This window comes from Puniceibacterium sediminis (assembly GCF_900188035.1).
Taxonomy (GTDB): domain Bacteria; phylum Pseudomonadota; class Alphaproteobacteria; order Rhodobacterales; family Rhodobacteraceae; genus Puniceibacterium; species Puniceibacterium sediminis.
Map to the genome: position 1 here is coordinate 1 of NZ_FZNN01000038.1, position 17,408 is coordinate 17,408.

General features: G+C 58.2%; 10 protein-coding genes and 9 pseudogenes. 8 read left to right on the top strand and 11 right to left on the bottom strand.

Annotation, left to right across the window (positions count from 1 at the left end; genetic code table 11):
• Positions 1-135: 135 nt before the first annotated feature.
• A pseudogene (locus CHB75_RS21805) lies at positions 136-303 on the bottom strand (IS3 family transposase); the annotation flags it as partial.
• Between the two features lie 123 nt (positions 304-426).
• Between CHB75_RS21805 and CHB75_RS22235 the strand changes: the two are divergent.
• A complete protein-coding gene (locus CHB75_RS22235; protein WP_245841093.1) occupies positions 427-810 on the top strand; it encodes a transposase in 384 nt (127 codons plus the stop codon).
• A gap of 350 nt (positions 811-1,160) precedes the next feature.
• On the opposite strand, the pseudogene CHB75_RS20510 reads toward CHB75_RS22235, so the two are convergent.
• The 5 genes and pseudogenes from CHB75_RS20510 to CHB75_RS20525 all read right to left on the bottom strand — a co-directional run.
• Positions 1,161-1,262 (bottom strand): annotated as a pseudogene (locus CHB75_RS20510) (transposase); the annotation flags it as partial.
• A 91-nt stretch (positions 1,263-1,353) separates the two neighbouring features.
• A pseudogene (locus CHB75_RS22240) lies at positions 1,354-1,473 on the bottom strand (IS3 family transposase); the annotation flags it as partial.
• A 965-nt stretch (positions 1,474-2,438) separates the two neighbouring features.
• On the bottom strand, positions 2,439-2,774 hold the full coding sequence (locus CHB75_RS20520; RefSeq protein WP_342745327.1) for a thioredoxin domain-containing protein: 336 nt from the start codon (positions 2,772-2,774) through the stop codon (positions 2,439-2,441).
• Between the two features lie 15 nt (positions 2,775-2,789).
• Positions 2,790-2,873, bottom strand: a pseudogene (locus CHB75_RS22425) (thiol reductase thioredoxin); the annotation flags it as partial.
• A 419-nt stretch (positions 2,874-3,292) separates the two neighbouring features.
• Positions 3,293-4,831 (bottom strand): serine hydrolase, encoded by a 1,539-nt coding sequence (locus CHB75_RS20525; protein WP_217898817.1) that lies wholly within the window; start codon positions 4,829-4,831, stop codon positions 3,293-3,295.
• A gap of 403 nt (positions 4,832-5,234) precedes the next feature.
• Here CHB75_RS20525 and CHB75_RS20530 point away from each other — a divergent pair.
• Positions 5,235-5,417: pseudogene (locus tag CHB75_RS20530) on the top strand (integrase core domain-containing protein); the annotation flags it as partial.
• Positions 5,418-5,935: 518 nt separating this feature from the next.
• Positions 5,936-6,111: pseudogene (gene tnpB / locus CHB75_RS20535) on the top strand (IS66 family insertion sequence element accessory protein TnpB); the annotation flags it as partial.
• Positions 6,112-6,271: 160 nt separating this feature from the next.
• On the opposite strand, the gene CHB75_RS20540 reads toward tnpB, so the two are convergent.
• Genes CHB75_RS20540 through CHB75_RS20555 form a run of 4 tightly spaced genes read right to left on the bottom strand, consistent with a single transcriptional unit; the run spans position 6,272 to position 9,795 of the window.
• Positions 6,272-7,024, bottom strand: coding sequence for an ATP-binding cassette domain-containing protein (locus CHB75_RS20540; protein WP_089273970.1), 753 nt, complete (start codon positions 7,022-7,024; stop codon positions 6,272-6,274).
• Positions 7,021-7,962 carry an iron chelate uptake ABC transporter family permease subunit gene (locus CHB75_RS20545; protein WP_089273972.1) on the bottom strand — a complete coding sequence of 314 codons (942 nt, stop codon included), beginning with the start codon at positions 7,960-7,962 and terminating at the stop codon, positions 7,021-7,023. The genes CHB75_RS20540 and CHB75_RS20545 overlap by 4 nt, the downstream gene beginning before the upstream one ends.
• Positions 7,952-8,860, bottom strand: coding sequence for an ABC transporter permease (locus tag CHB75_RS20550; RefSeq protein ID WP_245841091.1), 909 nt, complete (start codon positions 8,858-8,860; stop codon positions 7,952-7,954). Before CHB75_RS20550 ends, CHB75_RS20545 begins: the two co-directional genes overlap by 11 nt.
• A gap of 26 nt (positions 8,861-8,886) precedes the next feature.
• Positions 8,887-9,795 carry a siderophore ABC transporter substrate-binding protein gene (locus CHB75_RS20555; RefSeq protein WP_089273976.1) on the bottom strand — a complete coding sequence of 303 codons (909 nt, stop codon included), beginning with the start codon at positions 9,793-9,795 and terminating at the stop codon, positions 8,887-8,889.
• Positions 9,796-9,917: 122 nt separating this feature from the next.
• Between CHB75_RS20555 and CHB75_RS20560 the strand changes: the two genes are divergently transcribed.
• Positions 9,918-10,394 carry a MarR family winged helix-turn-helix transcriptional regulator gene (locus CHB75_RS20560; RefSeq protein WP_089273977.1) on the top strand — a complete coding sequence of 159 codons (477 nt, stop codon included), beginning with the start codon at positions 9,918-9,920 and terminating at the stop codon, positions 10,392-10,394.
• Between the two features lie 68 nt (positions 10,395-10,462).
• Here the strand turns inward: CHB75_RS20560 and CHB75_RS20565 are convergent, their stop codons facing one another.
• Complete coding sequence (locus CHB75_RS20565; RefSeq protein WP_245841092.1) at positions 10,463-12,406, bottom strand: TonB-dependent receptor plug domain-containing protein; 1,944 nt, start codon at positions 12,404-12,406, stop codon at positions 10,463-10,465.
• 217 nt (positions 12,407-12,623) lie between these two features.
• On the opposite strand from CHB75_RS20565, the pseudogene CHB75_RS20570 reads away from it, so the two are divergent.
• From CHB75_RS20570 to CHB75_RS20585, 4 genes and pseudogenes are all read left to right on the top strand, one after another.
• Positions 12,624-13,590: pseudogene (locus CHB75_RS20570) on the top strand (IS5 family transposase); the annotation flags it as partial.
• 204 nt (positions 13,591-13,794) lie between these two features.
• On the top strand, positions 13,795-16,197 hold the full coding sequence (locus CHB75_RS20575) for a CHASE3 domain-containing protein (protein ID WP_089273979.1): 2,403 nt from the start codon (positions 13,795-13,797) through the stop codon (positions 16,195-16,197).
• 88 nt (positions 16,198-16,285) lie between these two features.
• Positions 16,286-16,552 (top strand): annotated as a pseudogene (locus CHB75_RS22250) (IS21 family transposase); the annotation flags it as partial.
• A 440-nt stretch (positions 16,553-16,992) separates the two neighbouring features.
• A pseudogene (locus CHB75_RS20585) lies at positions 16,993-17,297 on the top strand (integrase core domain-containing protein); the annotation flags it as partial.
• Positions 17,298-17,408: the final 111 nt, after the last annotated feature.

Consider the following 17,408-nt stretch of genomic DNA (forward strand, 5'->3'; position numbering starts at 1 on the left):
CCTTTTGCGCGGCTTGATTGTCACCCGGCAGGGCATTGCGCGAAGCCAATGTCCCGAGAGGGGCGCAGGTTCAGTTCCAAGGCGCAGTAGATGCGCCTGACGGTGATTGCAGGCAATCACCGTCAGGCCAGTGGGATAGACACGTTTGTGATTCCACGGGTGCCCTTTGACGTTGCGCAGATGCAGAAAACACAGCCCAAATCCCCACGTCTTGCGGGCGTCGGTCAGGCCGACCGGCAGGTCAGCGATGAGTTCGTTCTCGTCGCTGAGCAACGGGCTGTAGCGATAGCACGTCTCGCTGACCGCGGCATACTGATCGCCTTATCAATCGGGCGTGCGCGGCGCGCTATCCCAGAGATCCTCGAAGACCGGACGAACGGGCTGACTGCAATGACCCGGGAGATTATTGGCGATCTGTTCGATTTCATGGGACAGATCGACGCTCGGATCACAGCCTTCGATCATCGGATCGACGCAATATTCAAATCCAACGTGGATTGCCGTCGGATTTCACGCATTTGCGGTGTCGGCCCAAAGACGGCGACCGCCGCAGTGGGCGACGGTCGGGAGTTCAAGAACGGTCGGCATCTGGCGGCGTCACGCTGGAGGCGTGCCTTTGGCACGACGATGGGGCTGGTTCCACGACAGCATTCCAGCGGCTACAAGAGGCTGCTGATGGGGATCAGCAAGCGCGGGGACAGGCATCTGCGAACCCTGCTTATCCACGGTGCCCGGTCCGTGGTCCGGGTCGCGCAACGAAAGACCCCTTCAGTCAATGGGTCAACAACCTCCGCGAACGACGTGGCATGAACCGCGCCATCGTCGTGCCAAAGGCACGCTTGCAGCGTGACGTGGCCAACAAGAATGCCCGGATCATCTGGGTTATGTTCAACAGAAACGAGGAGTTCCGCGCCCAAGCCTGAGCGCGGAACAAGGATTGCAAGACGACCAAAGAAATGGACCGACCGGCAAACTCCGGTGTGTGAGGAACCTGGCTTTTATAATGGCCCGATGAGGCCGACCATTTGTTGAGGCTCACCACGCGGAATTCCCATTTGGGCGCACCATCAACCGGTGACGCCGGATAGATGTTTGCAACCTGGGGCTTGGCGGCGGAACAGATCAGCGAAAATCTTGCAATGGGAGAGACATCCATAGATGTAGAAGCACGCAGGGCTCAGGCCGTGCTCGCGGCACAGCTCAGCCACCGGCACACCGCCCTCCGCCTGGCGTAGGATCGCAAGGATCTGACGGTCGCTAAATCACGTCATCTTCATTCAAAATCTCCTCAGTCATCTTGCTGAGAAAATCCTACGTCCGCATCCCTTTAGTTTCGGGGAGGATTACCTAAGGTCTCGACATCAAATCATCAAGCTGGTTTTTGTGAACCCACTTGTTCAGCGTCGAAAGCCCAACACCCAAATCAGATGAAACCTGAGGGCGGGGTAAGCCGCTGGTCGTGGCGATGCGCACAGCATCACGGCGAAACTCGTCTGTCTATCTCGTTGCCATTCCTTGTCTCCTTCATAGCAAACATTGCTCGAAAGAGACCGAAACTAAACACTGGCAAGACCATTTTGAGGTGGGGCTGATGTCGATCGGTTGACTGGCAGTGCATTGCGTAGCGATGTCACGAGAGGGAACCAGAAGCCCAACACCAGCAGGCCCGCACAGGGGTAAAAGACCTATGCCTACCTCATGCGAGGGCTGCGTGTGCACCGATCGAACCAGGTCTGTTGGGAGACTGGATCACAAGCCCGCGCCGGTCCCCGTTGGTGGATAGAGTTCTACAATAACCGCCATCGCACACAAGGCCCGTGCCGGTCGAGCACCGGCAGTGGCCTCCTCGCTCCAAAACGAAGTTACACAACCCGATCAGCAGGCGCAAAGAGTAGCTTAAAAACGCCAGATCCTGCTCAGGGGATGGGGTGACCTCAGGACGAGAGGTCGGAAATCGAATATGTTCTGGTCATTGATGGTCGCACACCTGATTATCGTCGGGATGTGCAGACCAAGTGGCGCCAAAGCGTTGCCGTGTAGGGCGAGCTGATCCGAGCTTTGTTCCTGGGTCTATGGGGATGTATAGGTAAGAAGAAAGATCCGAGATACATGCGCTTTTTGACGCTTCGCGGCCAAGCGTTGTCTCCCCGTTTCCAGCTTGAGGCGCGCGGCTTCCAGTTGAAGCAAAGCGCGCTCACGCTGCTCATATAGTCGTCGTATTGCGGAGCCAGGATTTCCGATTGCAGAAGGACCGGGCTGGCTGCTTGAAGGAAACCAAGTTTTGACCTCCCGCAGCGCAGTGTTCCAAGCACGGTCTGCGTCCAGATAACGTTGGTAAGTCACCAATAAAACATGTCGCCTCGTTGCCAGATCACTATGCATTTTCCCCTCCTGTGGAACTCGCAGTTCTTCCAAAAATCCGACCCGACCTCAGGGGCTCAAGCCCGATCCAGTCCTGATGACCATTCCACGATTTGCGCCGCCTGTATCGCCCCCGCTTGCCGCTTGACCTCGCGCCCGCCACGAAACGCGATCAGCAACGGAATCCCACGTATTTGGTAACGTTCCCCGGCTTGCGGGAAAGTCTCGGTGTTGAGCTTGGCAAAGCGAGCGCGACCCTTTTGCACCTTGGACGCTTTGGCAAACTCGGGTCCCATCATCTTGCAGGGTCCGCACCACGCAGCCCAGAAATCCACGATAAGCGGGAGGTCGTCGATCCGCGCGGCCTTCTCAAGAACGTCGAACGAAATTTCAGTTGGCTGGTCCTGAAGCAATCCGGCTCCGCAGGTTCCACACTTGGGACCAGCCTCAAGTTTGGCTTCTGGAATACGGTTTCCCTGACCACACACAAGGCATACGAGTTTAACGCCCATCTGATGCTCCAAGTCATTATTCAGTCTCTGCGTAACACACAAAGACCTGTCCTCCCTTGCGCTGAATCAAAAAGGATGGACCCAACAGGCCACCTCCCGCAAACGGGGCGCACCAGTGAGTGCAGGCGCGTATAGCTTGGCATAGCCTTTGTCGCTGTCGGCTGAAGGATGCCGCGCGCGTCGGCCAGTTGGCTGAGCGCCTGCTTGTCCCCTTCCAGTCCAGTGCGAACCGATAGACCGCACCCGGTGGTGCCGATCCCCTCTATGGACGTTGATCATGTACATAGGCGCGGATACGGCTATGGCCCATCCCCATGCCAAGACCCTTGTGTCAGCGGCGGAGACAAATCCGGCCACGCGGCGGCGCAAAACCCGGCCAGTGGCTGGGTGCCAAGCGCCATGGCGGGCGCGCTCGCGGGTCAATCCAAGCGTTCAAAACGGCCGAGTCCTTCGTGGTCTAAATGTTCGATCCGCACCGTGGTCGCGATGCGGTCGATACTCGCGAAATCGACCCGCGACACTGAGCCCTCTGGTTGGTTTTCGGTTACCGGATGCGCCACGAAGCTATCCTTGTCCCAATGGGTCAGGGTGAGCGTATGTTGGTCGGGTCCCAGCCGCAAAACCAGGCGTCCGTTTACTTCCTCGACCGTCGTGGCACCGAAATATTCGTTCTCGTATGTGCCGACGTATGCCGCGTTCGGCCTGGGCATTTCGGGTGTGGTCGGCGCGGGCACTCCCACGAGGCTCCCAACCGGGGCGGTAAGCGCCGCCATCAACGGGGCATAGCCAGATAACCAGTCTCGGCTGTCCTGCCCAAGTTCAACCCGATCCGCGAAAGACGCCGAAATTGCTTCGGCGGCTCCCGTGGGAGGCGCATTGGTCAGCACCACGATCCCAAGGCCGAGATCAGGGATCATGGTAAAGCTTGTCGCTGCGCCCAAGGCAAACGCACCGGAATGGCTAAGCTCAACGCGCCCGGACGGGCGTACGCCGACATTGAATCCATAGCCATAGCTGCTGGTCCGGGCCGAAGTTGCCATCGGCGCGCGGGAAATCATCTGAGGTGACAGGGCCGGGCGAAGCGCCTCGGCCGGAACGACTTGCAGGCCATCAATCGTGCCATCGTTCAGCACCATCGCCATCCAACGCGACATGTCACGAACGGAAGAACTGACACCACCAGCCGGGCTTTGGGCATCAGGTTGGCGCAGGTCCGTCTCGACATAGTGACCATCAGTGATGATGTGGCTGCTGGCTCGGTTCTCTCGTGCCATGAAGTCCGCGTGGCGCGAGCTGGTCGAAGTCATTCCCAAGGGGCCGTAGAGGACATTTTCTGACAGGTCTGCCCAGTCGATGCCGACGGCTGTGGCAACTGCCTCTGCCGCGACCGTCAGTCCGAAGTTGGTGTAGGCGTAATGCGCGCGAAACGCATGTTGGGGGAGCAGGCCAAGCCGCTGCAGCACAGCGCGCCGGTCGTAGCCGATGTCCTCAAGATCATCACCCGCGTGATCCGGCAGCCCCGAACGGTGGGCATAGAGATCCCCAATGGTGACGTGGTCGCTGACCCAGGCGTCGCCCATGTCGAACCAGGGCAGAAAGTCCCGCACTGGACTGGTCCAGTCAACCCGTCCTTCGCCGACCTGTTGCGCGACCACAGTCGCGCCCACTGCTTTTGAGAGGGAGGCGAGAAGGAAGACGGTGTTCGGATCGACAGGGGTGGGTTGACCTGCGGTTCGGACCCCAAAGCCACGCATGTAAACGATATCGCCGTTCTGAACGACGCCGATGGCGAGCCCCGGGATGCCAGAACGCTCCAGCATCTCCTGACCGAGATCGTCCAGCGAGACGATAGCACTTTCGATCCTGTCCTGAGGCACCGGAAGCAGGACGGTCATCGGCGGGGCTGGTATAGGCTCTGGAATCGCAAGCACAGGCAGCGACGGCTGGGCATGAGCCATGGGGCCTATCATCAAGCAGAGAGCAAACGCCGTGCCGGTGTGAAAAAGCAAAGACCCCATCTTCATATCCTCAAAGAAACCCGCATTTCAAAATGTGCCTGCACGCTTTCACCTCACTTGGTGCAGAAAGACCGAAGCGGAAGCTCTCAACGCGTGCTGCGAATATACTGCACTGCTTTCGATGGCTTCTCAATGACGCAACGGGCGGCGATAGACGGCGTAGGGATTACATCGTTACCGGGATAGTGCGTTGGAGCAGATTGACGCCGGAAATTTGAACAGGTGCTGGTCACCTGCGGCAAAGGGAAGTCCGACCTGACGCTACATCTTGCAACAAAGCCGCTCTGTTGTGTAAATCTCGTGAGGGGTTCATGTCGTGAAACCAGCGTGATCGCTGGGCGACTGGAGGACCATCAAATACGAAGAGGTCTACCTGCGGGCCTATGTCAGCGTCTCGGAGGCTAGTGCTTCAATCGGACGCTATCTGGGCTGCTACAACAGCCGCCGCCCACATTCATCGCTTGGTGGTAAAACGCCCGATCAGGCTTACTTCAACCAGCCGATGCCCGAAGCGGCGGTGACATAAGCGAGGCGGAAATCCACTTAGAAAACGCCAGGAACCTGTTCAGACAAACCGAACCACCTCTCACTACGGTCCAGGTTTGTGGGTGAAGCGGAAAAATGGCGCTGCGGTCCAGATCGCGCGAGAAAGCATGGCTCCCCACAGCCGATCCAACACAGGCATGCAGCGGTGCCAACTGAGCCACCAAACAAGCCTGAGAAGAGAAGCGTGCCCGGGAGAAACGATCTTTCACACGACACAAGAGGAAACGAACTTGACCCAATCCCCCAATCAGAGAAGCGCCCTATGCAAAGTCGCGATCACCATTCAGTAGCGAACGGCGCGCCGTACCCAGCCCAGTCATGCGCCGATTTGATTTATGACGCATCGCAGCTCCCATGTAAGCGGTTTTCGGACCCCAACACAAAATGCCATAGAGATAGACATGCGGGCGGCCACCGCCTGCGGATCATCAGAGGTTACGGCCCTGAGGCGCTTTCCCGGCGAACACGCGTATCTGGCTCACGGCGAGTGTGACCGACATGCGGCGTGGGTTTACAGCGCTGGTGGCTGCGGCACCGCGAACGCTGAAGCAGGAGCTGTTCGCGGGTCACATGTTTGTCTTTCGTGGTCGCCGTGGCGATCTGATCAAGATCATATGATGCGGGGCCAAAGGGCATGCCGGTTCAGCAAACGGCTTGAGAAGGGTCGGTTCGTCGGCGCAGGTCTGGGGCCAAACCGGAGCGCGGTGTCTGCGTTTTCGGATTTGCAGATTGACGGCTGTGTTTGAGGTACTCGCTGTTCAGTCCGACAGCTTCCCGCCCCGAGCTATCGGACGAGCGGATGTTCGACCGGAACTCCCGCCGGAAAACGTCTTATCAAATGGGCAGGATCACGGGCTTGCCGTTGATCCGATGCACTTCAACTTCCGCGCCATAAAGCTCGCGAAGCACCTCGGGGGTGAAGACCTCGTCCGGGCTGCCTTCGGCATGAACACGCCCGTCTTTCAGTGCGACGACGTGATCGGCAAACCTTGCGGCGATGGTCAGATCATGCAGCACGGTCACGATCGTGCGTCCGGCCCGACTGCGCGCTGAAAGGTTGTTCATCACACGGCGCGCATGGGACAGGTCGAGGTTATTGAGTGGTTCGTCCAGAAGCAAAATCTCTGTCTCTTGCGCCAGCACCATTGCGATCAAGGCCCGCTGCTGTTGTCCCCCCGACAAGGTGTCGATCTGCCGGTCAGCAAGGTCGTCCAGCGCCATGTCGGTCATGCAGGCTTCGACGATCCGCTGATCTTCCTTGGTCAGATGGCCAGGGTTATGCGGATAGCGACCGAATCCCACCAGATCGCACACGGTCAGGCGCGGCGTAATGCGGGTCGCCTGACGCAGCGCCGTCAAACGCCGCGCAAAAATCGGACGCGGAATCCCGGCAGCGTCCTCGGCCCCAAGCATGACCTGTCCGCGCTCGGGCTCCTTCAATCGACCCATCAGGCCCAGCAAAGTGGATTTTCCCGCTCCGTTCGGCCCGACCAGTGCGGTGATCCGCCCGGGCGGCGCATCGGCGGTCACCGCGTCCAGAATGCGTTTGCCTCCGGCAGAGAACGTGAGGTTCTGGCAGCGGATCATGTGCGGGCCCTCCGGATCAGCAGCAGTATGAAGACAAGGCCGCCGACGGCTTCGACAACGACCAGCACGTTGCTTTGGAGGTCTAGCACCCGTTCGAAGAGTGTCTGGCAGACCACGAGCATCCCGGCGCCGATCAAGGCAGAAAGCGGCAAAAGGGTTGCATGCCGCCAAGTGCCGGCAACCTGATATGCAATGGCTGAAACAAGCAGCCCGAAAAACACGATCGGCCCGACCAGCGCAGTCGAAACGGCCACGAGCAGCGTGACCAGCACCATGAGACGCTGCGCCTCCCGGCGGTGTTCAAGCCCCAGGATCATTGCGTTGTCCCGGCCAAGCGCGATGACATCCAGCCGCCGGGCATGCAGCATAACAAGCGCCAGCACGGTGATCGTGATCCCTGTGGCCGCCCAAAGAAGGTCACCTTCCACATTGGTGAACTGCGCATAGGAACTGGCCATGACGTAAGCGTATTCCGACGGATCGATCAGGCGCGACAGCAACCCGCTGAGGCTGCGCAACAGGATTCCCAGCACGATCCCGGTCAGCACCATACGGTTCAGATCCTCGCTTCGGCGCAGCATGATTCCGAACAGTATCCCGGCGGCCCCGATCATTAGCGCGGTTTCTAGCGCAAACATCGGCATGCCTTTCAACGCAAAGGCCCCAGCGCCCCCAAGCGTGAAGACAAGCATGGTCTGTATTAGCACATAAAGCGCATCGAACCCCATGATTGCAGGGGTCAGGATGCGGTTCGCGGTGATTGTCTGGAACACCATTGTAGACACTGCAACCGCCGCGGCTACGACCGTCAGCGCCAACAGCTTCTGCCCCCGGAAGGCAAGGATGAACCCCCAGTCGCCCCGCGCGCCAAGCGTCAGGAACAAGAGTGCCGCGGCGACATACCAGGCGCCTGCAATCAGTAGGACATTAACCCGCATCGGCGCGCCGTCCCTGAAGCATCCATATGAAGACAGCCGCACCGATCACGCCAAGGATCGTGCCAACAGGAATCTCGTAGGGGTACCAGATAATCCGACCAAGAATATCGCAGGTCAGGACCAGCCCCGCACCGGCGCTCGCCAGCAATGGCAAGGATCGGCGCAAGTGGTCCCCCCTTAGCTGGCTGGCTATATTTGGCACGACCAACCCGACAAAAGGCAGCATCCCCACGGTCACAACCGTCACTGCGGTAACGACCGAGACGATGGCCAGTCCTAGCGCCATCACCTGCCCATAGCTTAGGCCAAGCGAGAGGCTCATCTCTTCCCCCATCCCTGCGATGGTGAACCGATTGGCGAAGGCATAGGCGACGAGCGTTGCGGCCCCGGCAAGCCAGAGAAATTCGTATCGCCCCAGCATAACCCCGGAAAATTCACCATTCATCCAGATGTCGATATATTGCAGCAGATCATTTTCGTAGGCGATGAAGCCGGTCACGGCGGCCAGGATGCCGCCGTAGACGATTCCGGTCAGCGGAACCAGAAGCGGGTCGCGAAACGGCAGTCGCCGCACCAGTGCCAGAAAGCCAGCGGTGGCCAAAAGGGCCGATGCCATCGCCACCAGCATCCTGAACCAAAGCGGCGCGCCAGGGGCAAGCAAAGCTACGGCCACCAGCCCCAGCCCCGCGGCCTGACCGGTCCCTACAGTGGCCGGTTCAACGAAGCGGTTGCGCGCCAGCATCTGCATGATGACACCGGCCACGGCCAGCCCCGCCCCGGCCAGCATCGCCGCCGCCGTGCGGGGCAGACGGCTGACCGCAAGCAGCCAAACCGCATCTGACCCGGTTCCCAGTCGCCCCGCCCCCAACGCCAGACTCAGGAAAAAAAGTGCCGTCAAAGCTCCGGCGACCAGCAGGACAGGTCTCAATCCGTCAGCCGTCCGGCGGCGGCGAAAGCGTCCTGCACTGTGGCGAGCGTTCCAAGGATCGACTGGATCCCGCCGCCTGCAATATAGATCGGTCCGGCATCAAGGTAGACGACACGACCTTCCTGCCAGGCGCGCATATCCCGCACCAAGGGATTGTCCAGCGTCGCCCGCGCCGTGGTCCCGTCTCCGCCGATTGCGGCAACGCGGTCGACGACGATAAGCCAGTCGGGGTCGGTCTCGCGGAGAAACTCGAAAGAGATCGCCTGTCCGTGGGTTGTCTCCTCCAGTTCCGAAACGGCTTCCGGCAGCCCGACGGCATCATGGATCCAACCGAAGCGGGACCCGCCGCCATAGGTGGAAATCTTTGGCCCGTTGGTCATCACGATCAACGCGTTGCCCTTGCCCGCCACCGCTGCTGTAGTCTCGGCAAGGGCCTGTTCTAACTGCGCGCGCAGGGCTGCGGCCTCTTTTGGCTTGTCATAGATCACGCCATAGGCTTCCAGCCGCGCAAGGCATTGCTCCAACAGACCCGTGCCCCAAATTGTCATGTCGATGGCGGGTGCAATACGTCTGACGGCCTTCAGGTGCTCCATCGACCTGCCGCCAAGGATCACCAGATCGGGTGCCGCCGCGTGGATCACTTCGAAGTCCGGTTCAAACAGAGTACCGACCTCACCCTCGTAGCCCGACAGATACGGCAGATAGGTATTGCTGATCGAGACGATGTTGCGGACGCCAAGCGCGTCGAGCGTATCAAGGGCGGACATATCATAAACAAACGTCGTCTCAGGAGACACCGAAACCGTGGCGGGACCGGAGTAGGTCTCGATCTGCACCTCTTCAGCAAGCAGCGGAGCGGCGCCGCTCAGCAAGAAAGCGATGAACAGAAAAATTGATCGTTTCATAGGGGACTCCAGCAGGTTAAATTGATCCGGCGGCACGCAACGGGCATGTGACGCGCTGATGGTCCCGGCCAGTTCCGGACGTCACCACGAGGTTCCCCGCCCGCGGGAATAGGATGTGCACAATGGCGGACCCCACCAAACCACAACTGGCCCTTTTCGAAGAGGATACCGACCCCAGCATCGGGTACAACCGCCTGTGGATCAATCTGCTTCGGATCCAGCGCAGTACGATGGCGCGGATTGCACGCGAGCTGCGGGAAAATGGAATCGGTGATCCGATCTGGCATGAAATCCTGATCCAGATCGACCGGGCCGGCGACGTCGGCATCGTCATGTCCGAGCTCGAGGGCAAGCTTTACTGCCCGCAATATACCTTGTCGCGCCATGTCGGCCGACTGGAAGACCTGGGCCTGGTGCACAGCGTCGCGGCCTCTGGCCCGGGGCGCAGCAAGCGTTTGATGATGACGCAGGCGGGCCGTGACAAGAACCGTTCTCTGTGGCCCGTTTACGCGCGTATCATCCAGGATGAATTCGGCTCCAGGCTCACGACCGACGAGGCCTATGACCTCGTCCACTCCTTGATCCGGCTTTACCCCTGACGTATCAAGGACACCGGCCGCTTTGGGCCGGTGTCCTTTCGTTGCAAGGTGGTGTGTCGCAAGCAAGTTCAGAACCGCGCAACCGCGATCAGCGATATTGTTCGACCGGGTTCCTGCAGTGTCGTTACAGATGCGAATTCGGCCCCGTAGGTCGCGCGATCCGCGAAATCCTTATCGAACAGGTTCGAAATCTCTGCGCGGATCGTAAAGTCTGTCATCGAGGGCGGCACATATTCGGCAAAGACGTTCGCGATCTGGTACCCTTCGAAATCAGTGTCACCGGCGCTCGAATAATCCAGAGCGACATCAAACCCGCCACCAATCCTCAGCCCTGCCAAACCGGTCTCCTGTTCAACTTCGACTGCCACGACCGTGCCCAGGGGAGCGCCGAAGTCGAGCGCCGTATAGGCGTCCGCCGCCAAATCGTTCACCTTCACATCGCTATGAGACAGCGTTGTCCGGGCAAAGCCGGTCGCCCAGCCGTAAGTTGCACCAAGATTGAAGCCACGGCTTTCGAAGTCGAAATTCGAAACGCCACCGCGCCCATTTTCGATCTGTGTCACAAACAGTTCGCCGCCCAGACCGAGGTTGCCAATGTTCCAATCAAAGCCGAGCGTGGCGTTCTTTGCCCGCGACGCTTCAAGTGCGTCGTAGTTCCAGGTCGTCCGGTAGGTGTAGTTGTCTTCGATATCGATCCCGCCGAAGACCGAAGAGATCCCACCCCTGACCGAAAAGGCGTCCGTAACGGCAAAGGTTGCGGATACGTTGCCCGAAATGCCGGAATTTGTCAGCTGCTTGCCGTCGATCCCGGTGAACTCCTGTTGGTCAAAGCGGCCACCAAAGGATACGCTCAGGCGATCGGTCGGCTCCAGACGCGCTTGTGCAAAAACGCCGACATTCCGCGATTCTTCGCGAATGTCCGTTGAGTACGTCGGGCTTGTGTAATTGCCGAACCTTTTCTGGTAGTCGATCCCTGCGACGATTGTGTCGTGCTCGCTCAGATTGAAGGTGTTCTGCAAACTGGCCGACCATGTCCCTGACAGCCCGTTGCTGTCATAGGGCTCAGGTACGACGATGTCGCTTTCGGAATATCCCAGCGTGAACTTGGGGTCCCACATCCCGTTCGCCAGGACATTTTCATAGCTGAAGGAATAGCTGGACCGCGTTGTGTCATAGACCCGCAGGCTATCCGTCACGCCGCTGAGACCACCAAAGTTGGCCCGAAACTGACGCAGCTCCTTGTCCTTCAGCTGCTGGCCAGAGAGTTCAAAGCGGTGCCCTTCGCCGCTTTCGTAGGCGATCTTGCCCAGATAGCTCGTCAGGTTTGCCTCTGTTCCCAGGACGGTCGTGCCATTGCCGCTTTCGTAATCGTCTCCATCAGCACGTTTGACATATCCGAGCCACGAGAATCCCTCTTGGACGCCTGCGACAGTCAGTGCGCCCTGCCTTGTCCCGCCATTGTCCGAATAGCTGAGCCGCAGATTGCCGCCGAGCGATTGACCAGAGGCCACCACGTCCTCCGGGTCCACTGTCTCGAAGACGACCGAACCAGCCAGAGCATAGGGTCCGGCATCGGCCGGAGATATGGTCGCATCCGCCCGCACCTGCTTTAGCAGACCGGGATCAATCGCATTCGCCGTGACATGGTGGAACGCCCGGTTGTTCTGCGCCGCCCCGTCGATGGTCACCCCGAGGTTCAGCATGTCCACACCGTTCATGTAGATCTTCTGTGTCAGCGGCAACGCGCCTCCAACCGAAACCGATGCGATTCCGGCAAAGACGTCTTTCAGGTCACCCGTGCGCGCGCGCTCAAGCTCAAAATCCGATACATACATGGTTGTGGCCCGGTCCGCCGCGCCGACGAATGCATCCCGCGCTTCAACGACAATGGGATCGAGTTCATATACGAACTGGTTGTCCTGAGCAGCGGCGGCCCCGGCGACAATCGCCGCAGCGCTGCCAAGTAGCAGCACTCGCATCCGTTGAAGGTGAAAGTTGTGTTGATAAATCATGCTGTCCCCGACGATTTGCGTATCTTTTCTGTCTGGCTGGGGACGAACCTGGCTGCTGGATACACGAGTATTACAGTCGGAATTATCATGCAAGTGCATGAATTGAATCGCTGGCGGGGCGTTATTGCACAATCTGATCTTGGACGTTTCACGGGGCCTTGTTGGACAAATCGGATCAGGGATTCACTGTGTGAATCCAGCGTGATAGCTTAGGGGCATGAGCAGTTGGTCCCCTACGAAGTACAAGATTAGGAACTGGCCTTCGTACAACACCGCGCTGAAGCAACGCGGCTCACTTTCGATCTGGTTTGATCCTGAGATGGTCTGGGTGCCACCGCCGGGCGGCAAACGTGGTCGGCGACGCCAATTCAGTGACGCCGCGATTCAGGCCTGCCTAACACTCAAGGTCTTGTTTGGCCTGCCATTGCGGCAAACTACAGGCTTCGTGGAAAGCCTGTTGCAGCTGGTCGGGCTTGACTGGGCTGTTGCGGATTTCAGCACGCTGTGCCGCCGTCAAAGAACACTGAATGTGAGCCTGCAGTATCGTGGCGGAACCGGCCCGCTAAACCTCTTGATCCCCTCTCGGGCATTGCTGCGCGATACCCTGCCGGGCAGTGGACAGCACCGGCATTAAGGCCGAGGGCGCAGGGGAATGGAACGCCCGTAAGCAGGGTGGCTCCAACCGCCGGATTTGGCGTAAGATGCACATAGGTATCGACGAAGAAATGCTGGAGGTTCGGGCTGTCGGGGTCACCACCACCAATGTTGGTGATGCGCCGATGCTGCCGGAATTGCTCGCTCAAATCCCACTTGATCAGAACATCGGATCAGTGACCGCCGAAGGCGCGTATGCCACGCGCGTATGCCACGACGCGATTGCCGCCCGCAATGCCCATGCGGTAATTCCATCGCGCAAGAACGCCAAGCCGTGGAAACCTACAAGCGCCGGAGCCATCGCCCGAAACGAGGCGGTCAACGCATCGCGATACCTCGGCCGAGCGCTCTGGCAACGATTAAGCGGATACCACCGTCGGAGCCGCGTCGAAACCAAGGTGCCCTGTGTGAAACTGCTGGGGCAAAGCCTCATGGCGCGGGACTAAGACCGCCAGGTCGCGGAAATCCAGGTCCGCATCGCCGTCCTCAACCGTTACACCGCTCTTGGCATACCCGTCACAGAGGCCGTGATAAGCCTGTCCGGGGAAAGGGGAAGCCCGCCCAGCAACCGCTTTGTGCAACAAAGCCGACGAAAGGTACAATGTTAGTTAAGGATTTTCATTAGCTTACCAGAAAATATTCTGCGCCTGCAAATCTATCCCAACCACTTATAAAGATTTGCCTGCGATTAATTCCGGGAGTTTTATATTTCAGGTGAAAAGGTAGTGGGTAAGATGGGTGCGATCACGGAGATCAAGGCACGGAAGTTGTCCTTTGCGAATTTTAGCACCAAAACCAAAGTATTGATCGCTGTAGCGGTGCCACTGCTGCTCACGGTTGGTATTGGATTCGTGGCAAAAACGAGTTTCAGCAAAATGTCGGAAACCTCTGGCTGGGTTGCACATGCCCTGACTGTTCTTGAAGAGGCCGACTCCATTGTCTCATCCGCTGTCGACATGGAAACCGGGATGCGGGGATACCTGTTGGCGGGTGACGAGCAGTTCCTTGCCCCCTATAAAAGCGGTGGTGAAAAGGCCTATTCGGCCTTGGAGCAACTACGCGAAACGGTCAGTGACAACCCACCTCAGGTTCAACGCCTAACTGAGGCAGAGAACGTACTGAAGCAGTGGCAGTCAGAAGTTGCCGAACAGCAGATTCAACTGCGGCGCGAGATCGGTAATTCCAAAACCATGGTGGATCTGTCAAGGCAGGTTCAAAAGGCCGAAGGGAAGACCTATTTTGATGCGTTCAGGAAGCTGACCACAGAGTTCATTCAGGCAGAGCAAGCCCTGCTTGCAGAAAGATCGCTAGAATTTACAGATCTGATCGAGCTTGGCGAGACCAGTGCTGACAGTATCCGAAGTGTCGTCACAATGGTGAACCACACTCATGAGGTGATTGCGGAGGCACAGCGTATCCTGAGCGCCGCAGTTGACATGGAGACCGGCATGCGTGGGTTCCTGCTGGCCGGAGATCCGACTTTTCTGGCACCTTATGAAAGAGGACAGGAGAGCTTTGCCACACGGGTGAAAGGACTGTCAGAAACTGTAAGCGACAACCCGGCCCAGGTGGCGCGTCTGACAGAGATTGAGAAAGTAATCTCTGACTGGCGCACCAGTGTCGTCGAACCGATGCTTGACCTTCGCCGTTCGATTGGAAATTCCGCAACCATGGATGACATGGCGCGCTTGGTTGGCGAGGCTCATGGAAAGTTGTTTTTTGACCAGTTCCGCGACACTATGGCTGAATTCATGTCGATCGAAGATGCTCTGAAGAAGCAGCGTGAACAGTCCAATATTGAGACTTCAGCGAATACAGAAACAATGATTTTGGGCGCCGTAGGTGCAGCGATCCTACTTGGCTCAATTTTTGCGTTGCTGATCGGCTCAAGCATCGGGAGCGCCATAAAGACTGTGACCCAGGCAATGAGCCGCGTGGCCGAGGGAGATACCTCCGTTGAAATCAAAGGCCAGAGCCGTGGCGATGAAGTCGGTGCTATGGCGCGTTCTCTGGATGTGTTCCGCAAAGCGCTGGTCCGAGAGAAAGAGCTGGAAGAAGCGCAAAAGGTACGTGATGCGCAGCAGGCGGAAGTGGTACGAGAACTCAGCGGTCGTCTGTCAGACCTGGCTAAAGGGGATCTGACAGTGCAGATTCAGTGCAGTTTTCCCGAAGACTACGAACAGCTGCGGCGGGATTTCAATTCGACTGTTTCCACTCTTAGTGCAACAGTAACAGAGGTCATCGAAATCTCTAAAAATATCCGGAACGGTGCGACTGAAATCAGCCAGTCGTCCGATGATCTCTCCAACCGAACGGAAAGCCAGGCCGCAACGCTCGAGGAAACAGCCGCCGCGATTGACGAGCTGACAGCATCGGTGAAATCCTCTGCCGACGGAGCCCGCAGTGTTGAAAACATCATGGGTGAAGCCCGTACCGAAGCTGAGAATAGCGGCGAGGTCGTGCAGAGTGCGGTCGCCGCAATGACTGAGATTGAGGTGTCTTCATCTCACATCGCACAGATCATCAGCGTAATTGACGACATCGCCTTCCAGACAAATCTGCTGGCGCTGAATGCGGGCGTGGAGGCAGCAAGAGCCGGAGAAGCTGGCCGGGGGTTTGCGGTCGTTGCTTCAGAAGTGCGCGGACTGGCACAGCGGTCAGCCGAGGCGGCAACCGAGATCAAGGCGTTGATCACTGACAGCAGAAGCCAGGTAACGCGCGGTGTCGACCTCGTCGGCAAAGCTGGCGAGGCGCTAACCGGCATTGTTGAACGGGTCAACCACATCTCGAAGCTAGTCACTGATATTGCCTTGGGCGCGGTTGAACAATCGACTGCCCTGGGAGAAATCAACACTGGCGTAGTGCAACTAGACAAGGTTACCCAGCAGAATGCGGGCATGGTTGAAGAGGCCACTGCTGCCAGTCATATGTTGAAGAGCGATGCTACCAACCTTGCGGAACGGGTCGCCCACTTCAAGATCACAGGCGGCGCAAAAATTACGCCGATGCAACAGTTCCACGCATCAAAGCCAACGGCCGACGGGGATGATGATTGGGATTTGGGTGGGATCGTTGCTGAGCCAATTGCGGCTAACGCGAACGGAAACGCAGCGCTGGATAAGTGGCATGACTTCTAGGGGCCATAGGCGGTTGATTGTCACTGAGAACTGACCCGGAAACTGCAGAAATTGTCATTGAGAATTGACCCATGTGCAACCTTGGCCCCGCTTGATTCAGCTGGTGCGCGCCTTTCCCAGCCTTGAAGCCCTGAATGGCTGGCTGGAGCAGCGCTGCAAGGCGCTCTGGACCGAGACTGCGCATGGAAGTTTGCCCGGAAGCATTTCCGATATCTGGGAGGCAGAGCAGTCATCTCTGATACCTCTGCCCACGGCCATTGACGGATTTGTGGAGCAAAGCAAGCGCGTCTTGCCCACGTGTCTGATCAACTTTGACCGTAATCGCTACTCTGTGCCCGCCAGTTTTGCGACGCGCCACGCACGATACCCGCGTGATGTGACCTTCATAATTCAACCGGCCATTCGTCTCTCCAGGCGGCAATGAAGGCGAACCTCACCCACTGCCCGGCAGTGCGTGTTTTCATGCACGAGAGCGGGCTTTGGCCTGCAAAGAAGATCGCCGCTTTTTTCAACACTTCCCTCTCGTCGCGAAGCAGCCGGACTTGCTTGCGAAGGCATCGTTCTCCCGTTCCACATCTTCATGAGGACCCGACATCAAATCATCATGCTGGTGTTTGTGAACCCACTTGCTCAGCGTCGAAAGCCCAACACCCAAATCAGATGAAACCTGAGGGCGGGTTAAGCCGCTGGTCGTGGCGATGCGCACAGCATCACGGCGAAACTCGTCTGTCTATCTCGTTGCCATTCCTTGTCTCCTTCATCGCAAACATTGCTCGAAAGAGACCGGAAATAAACACTGGCAAGACCATCCTGAAATGGGCCGACAAGAACGACGTTCCTTGGCATTAACTCGATCCAGGAAAGCCGCAACAGAACGCTTTTGTCGAGTCATTCACGGCAGCCTGCGCGACGAGCTTCTGAACGAGGAGATATTTGACACATTGGACGATGCCCGCCGCAAGCTTGCCCTTGGGCGCTACGATCATAACGCCGTCAGGCCACACTCATTGCTCGGGAACCACACGCCGCTCGAAGCGCGCCGGACGCTTGAGCAATTTGACGGCTCCGCGCCCGGCGCGCTTGCCCAAACCGACCGACCACACTGCCAGTCTGAAATGATCTGCCCCCCGGAAACTGGACCGTTTGAAGTTGGAGTTTCCCGCTACGATTTCCTGGCTGGGAAAGGAGCGGAATCACATGAAAGCATCGAA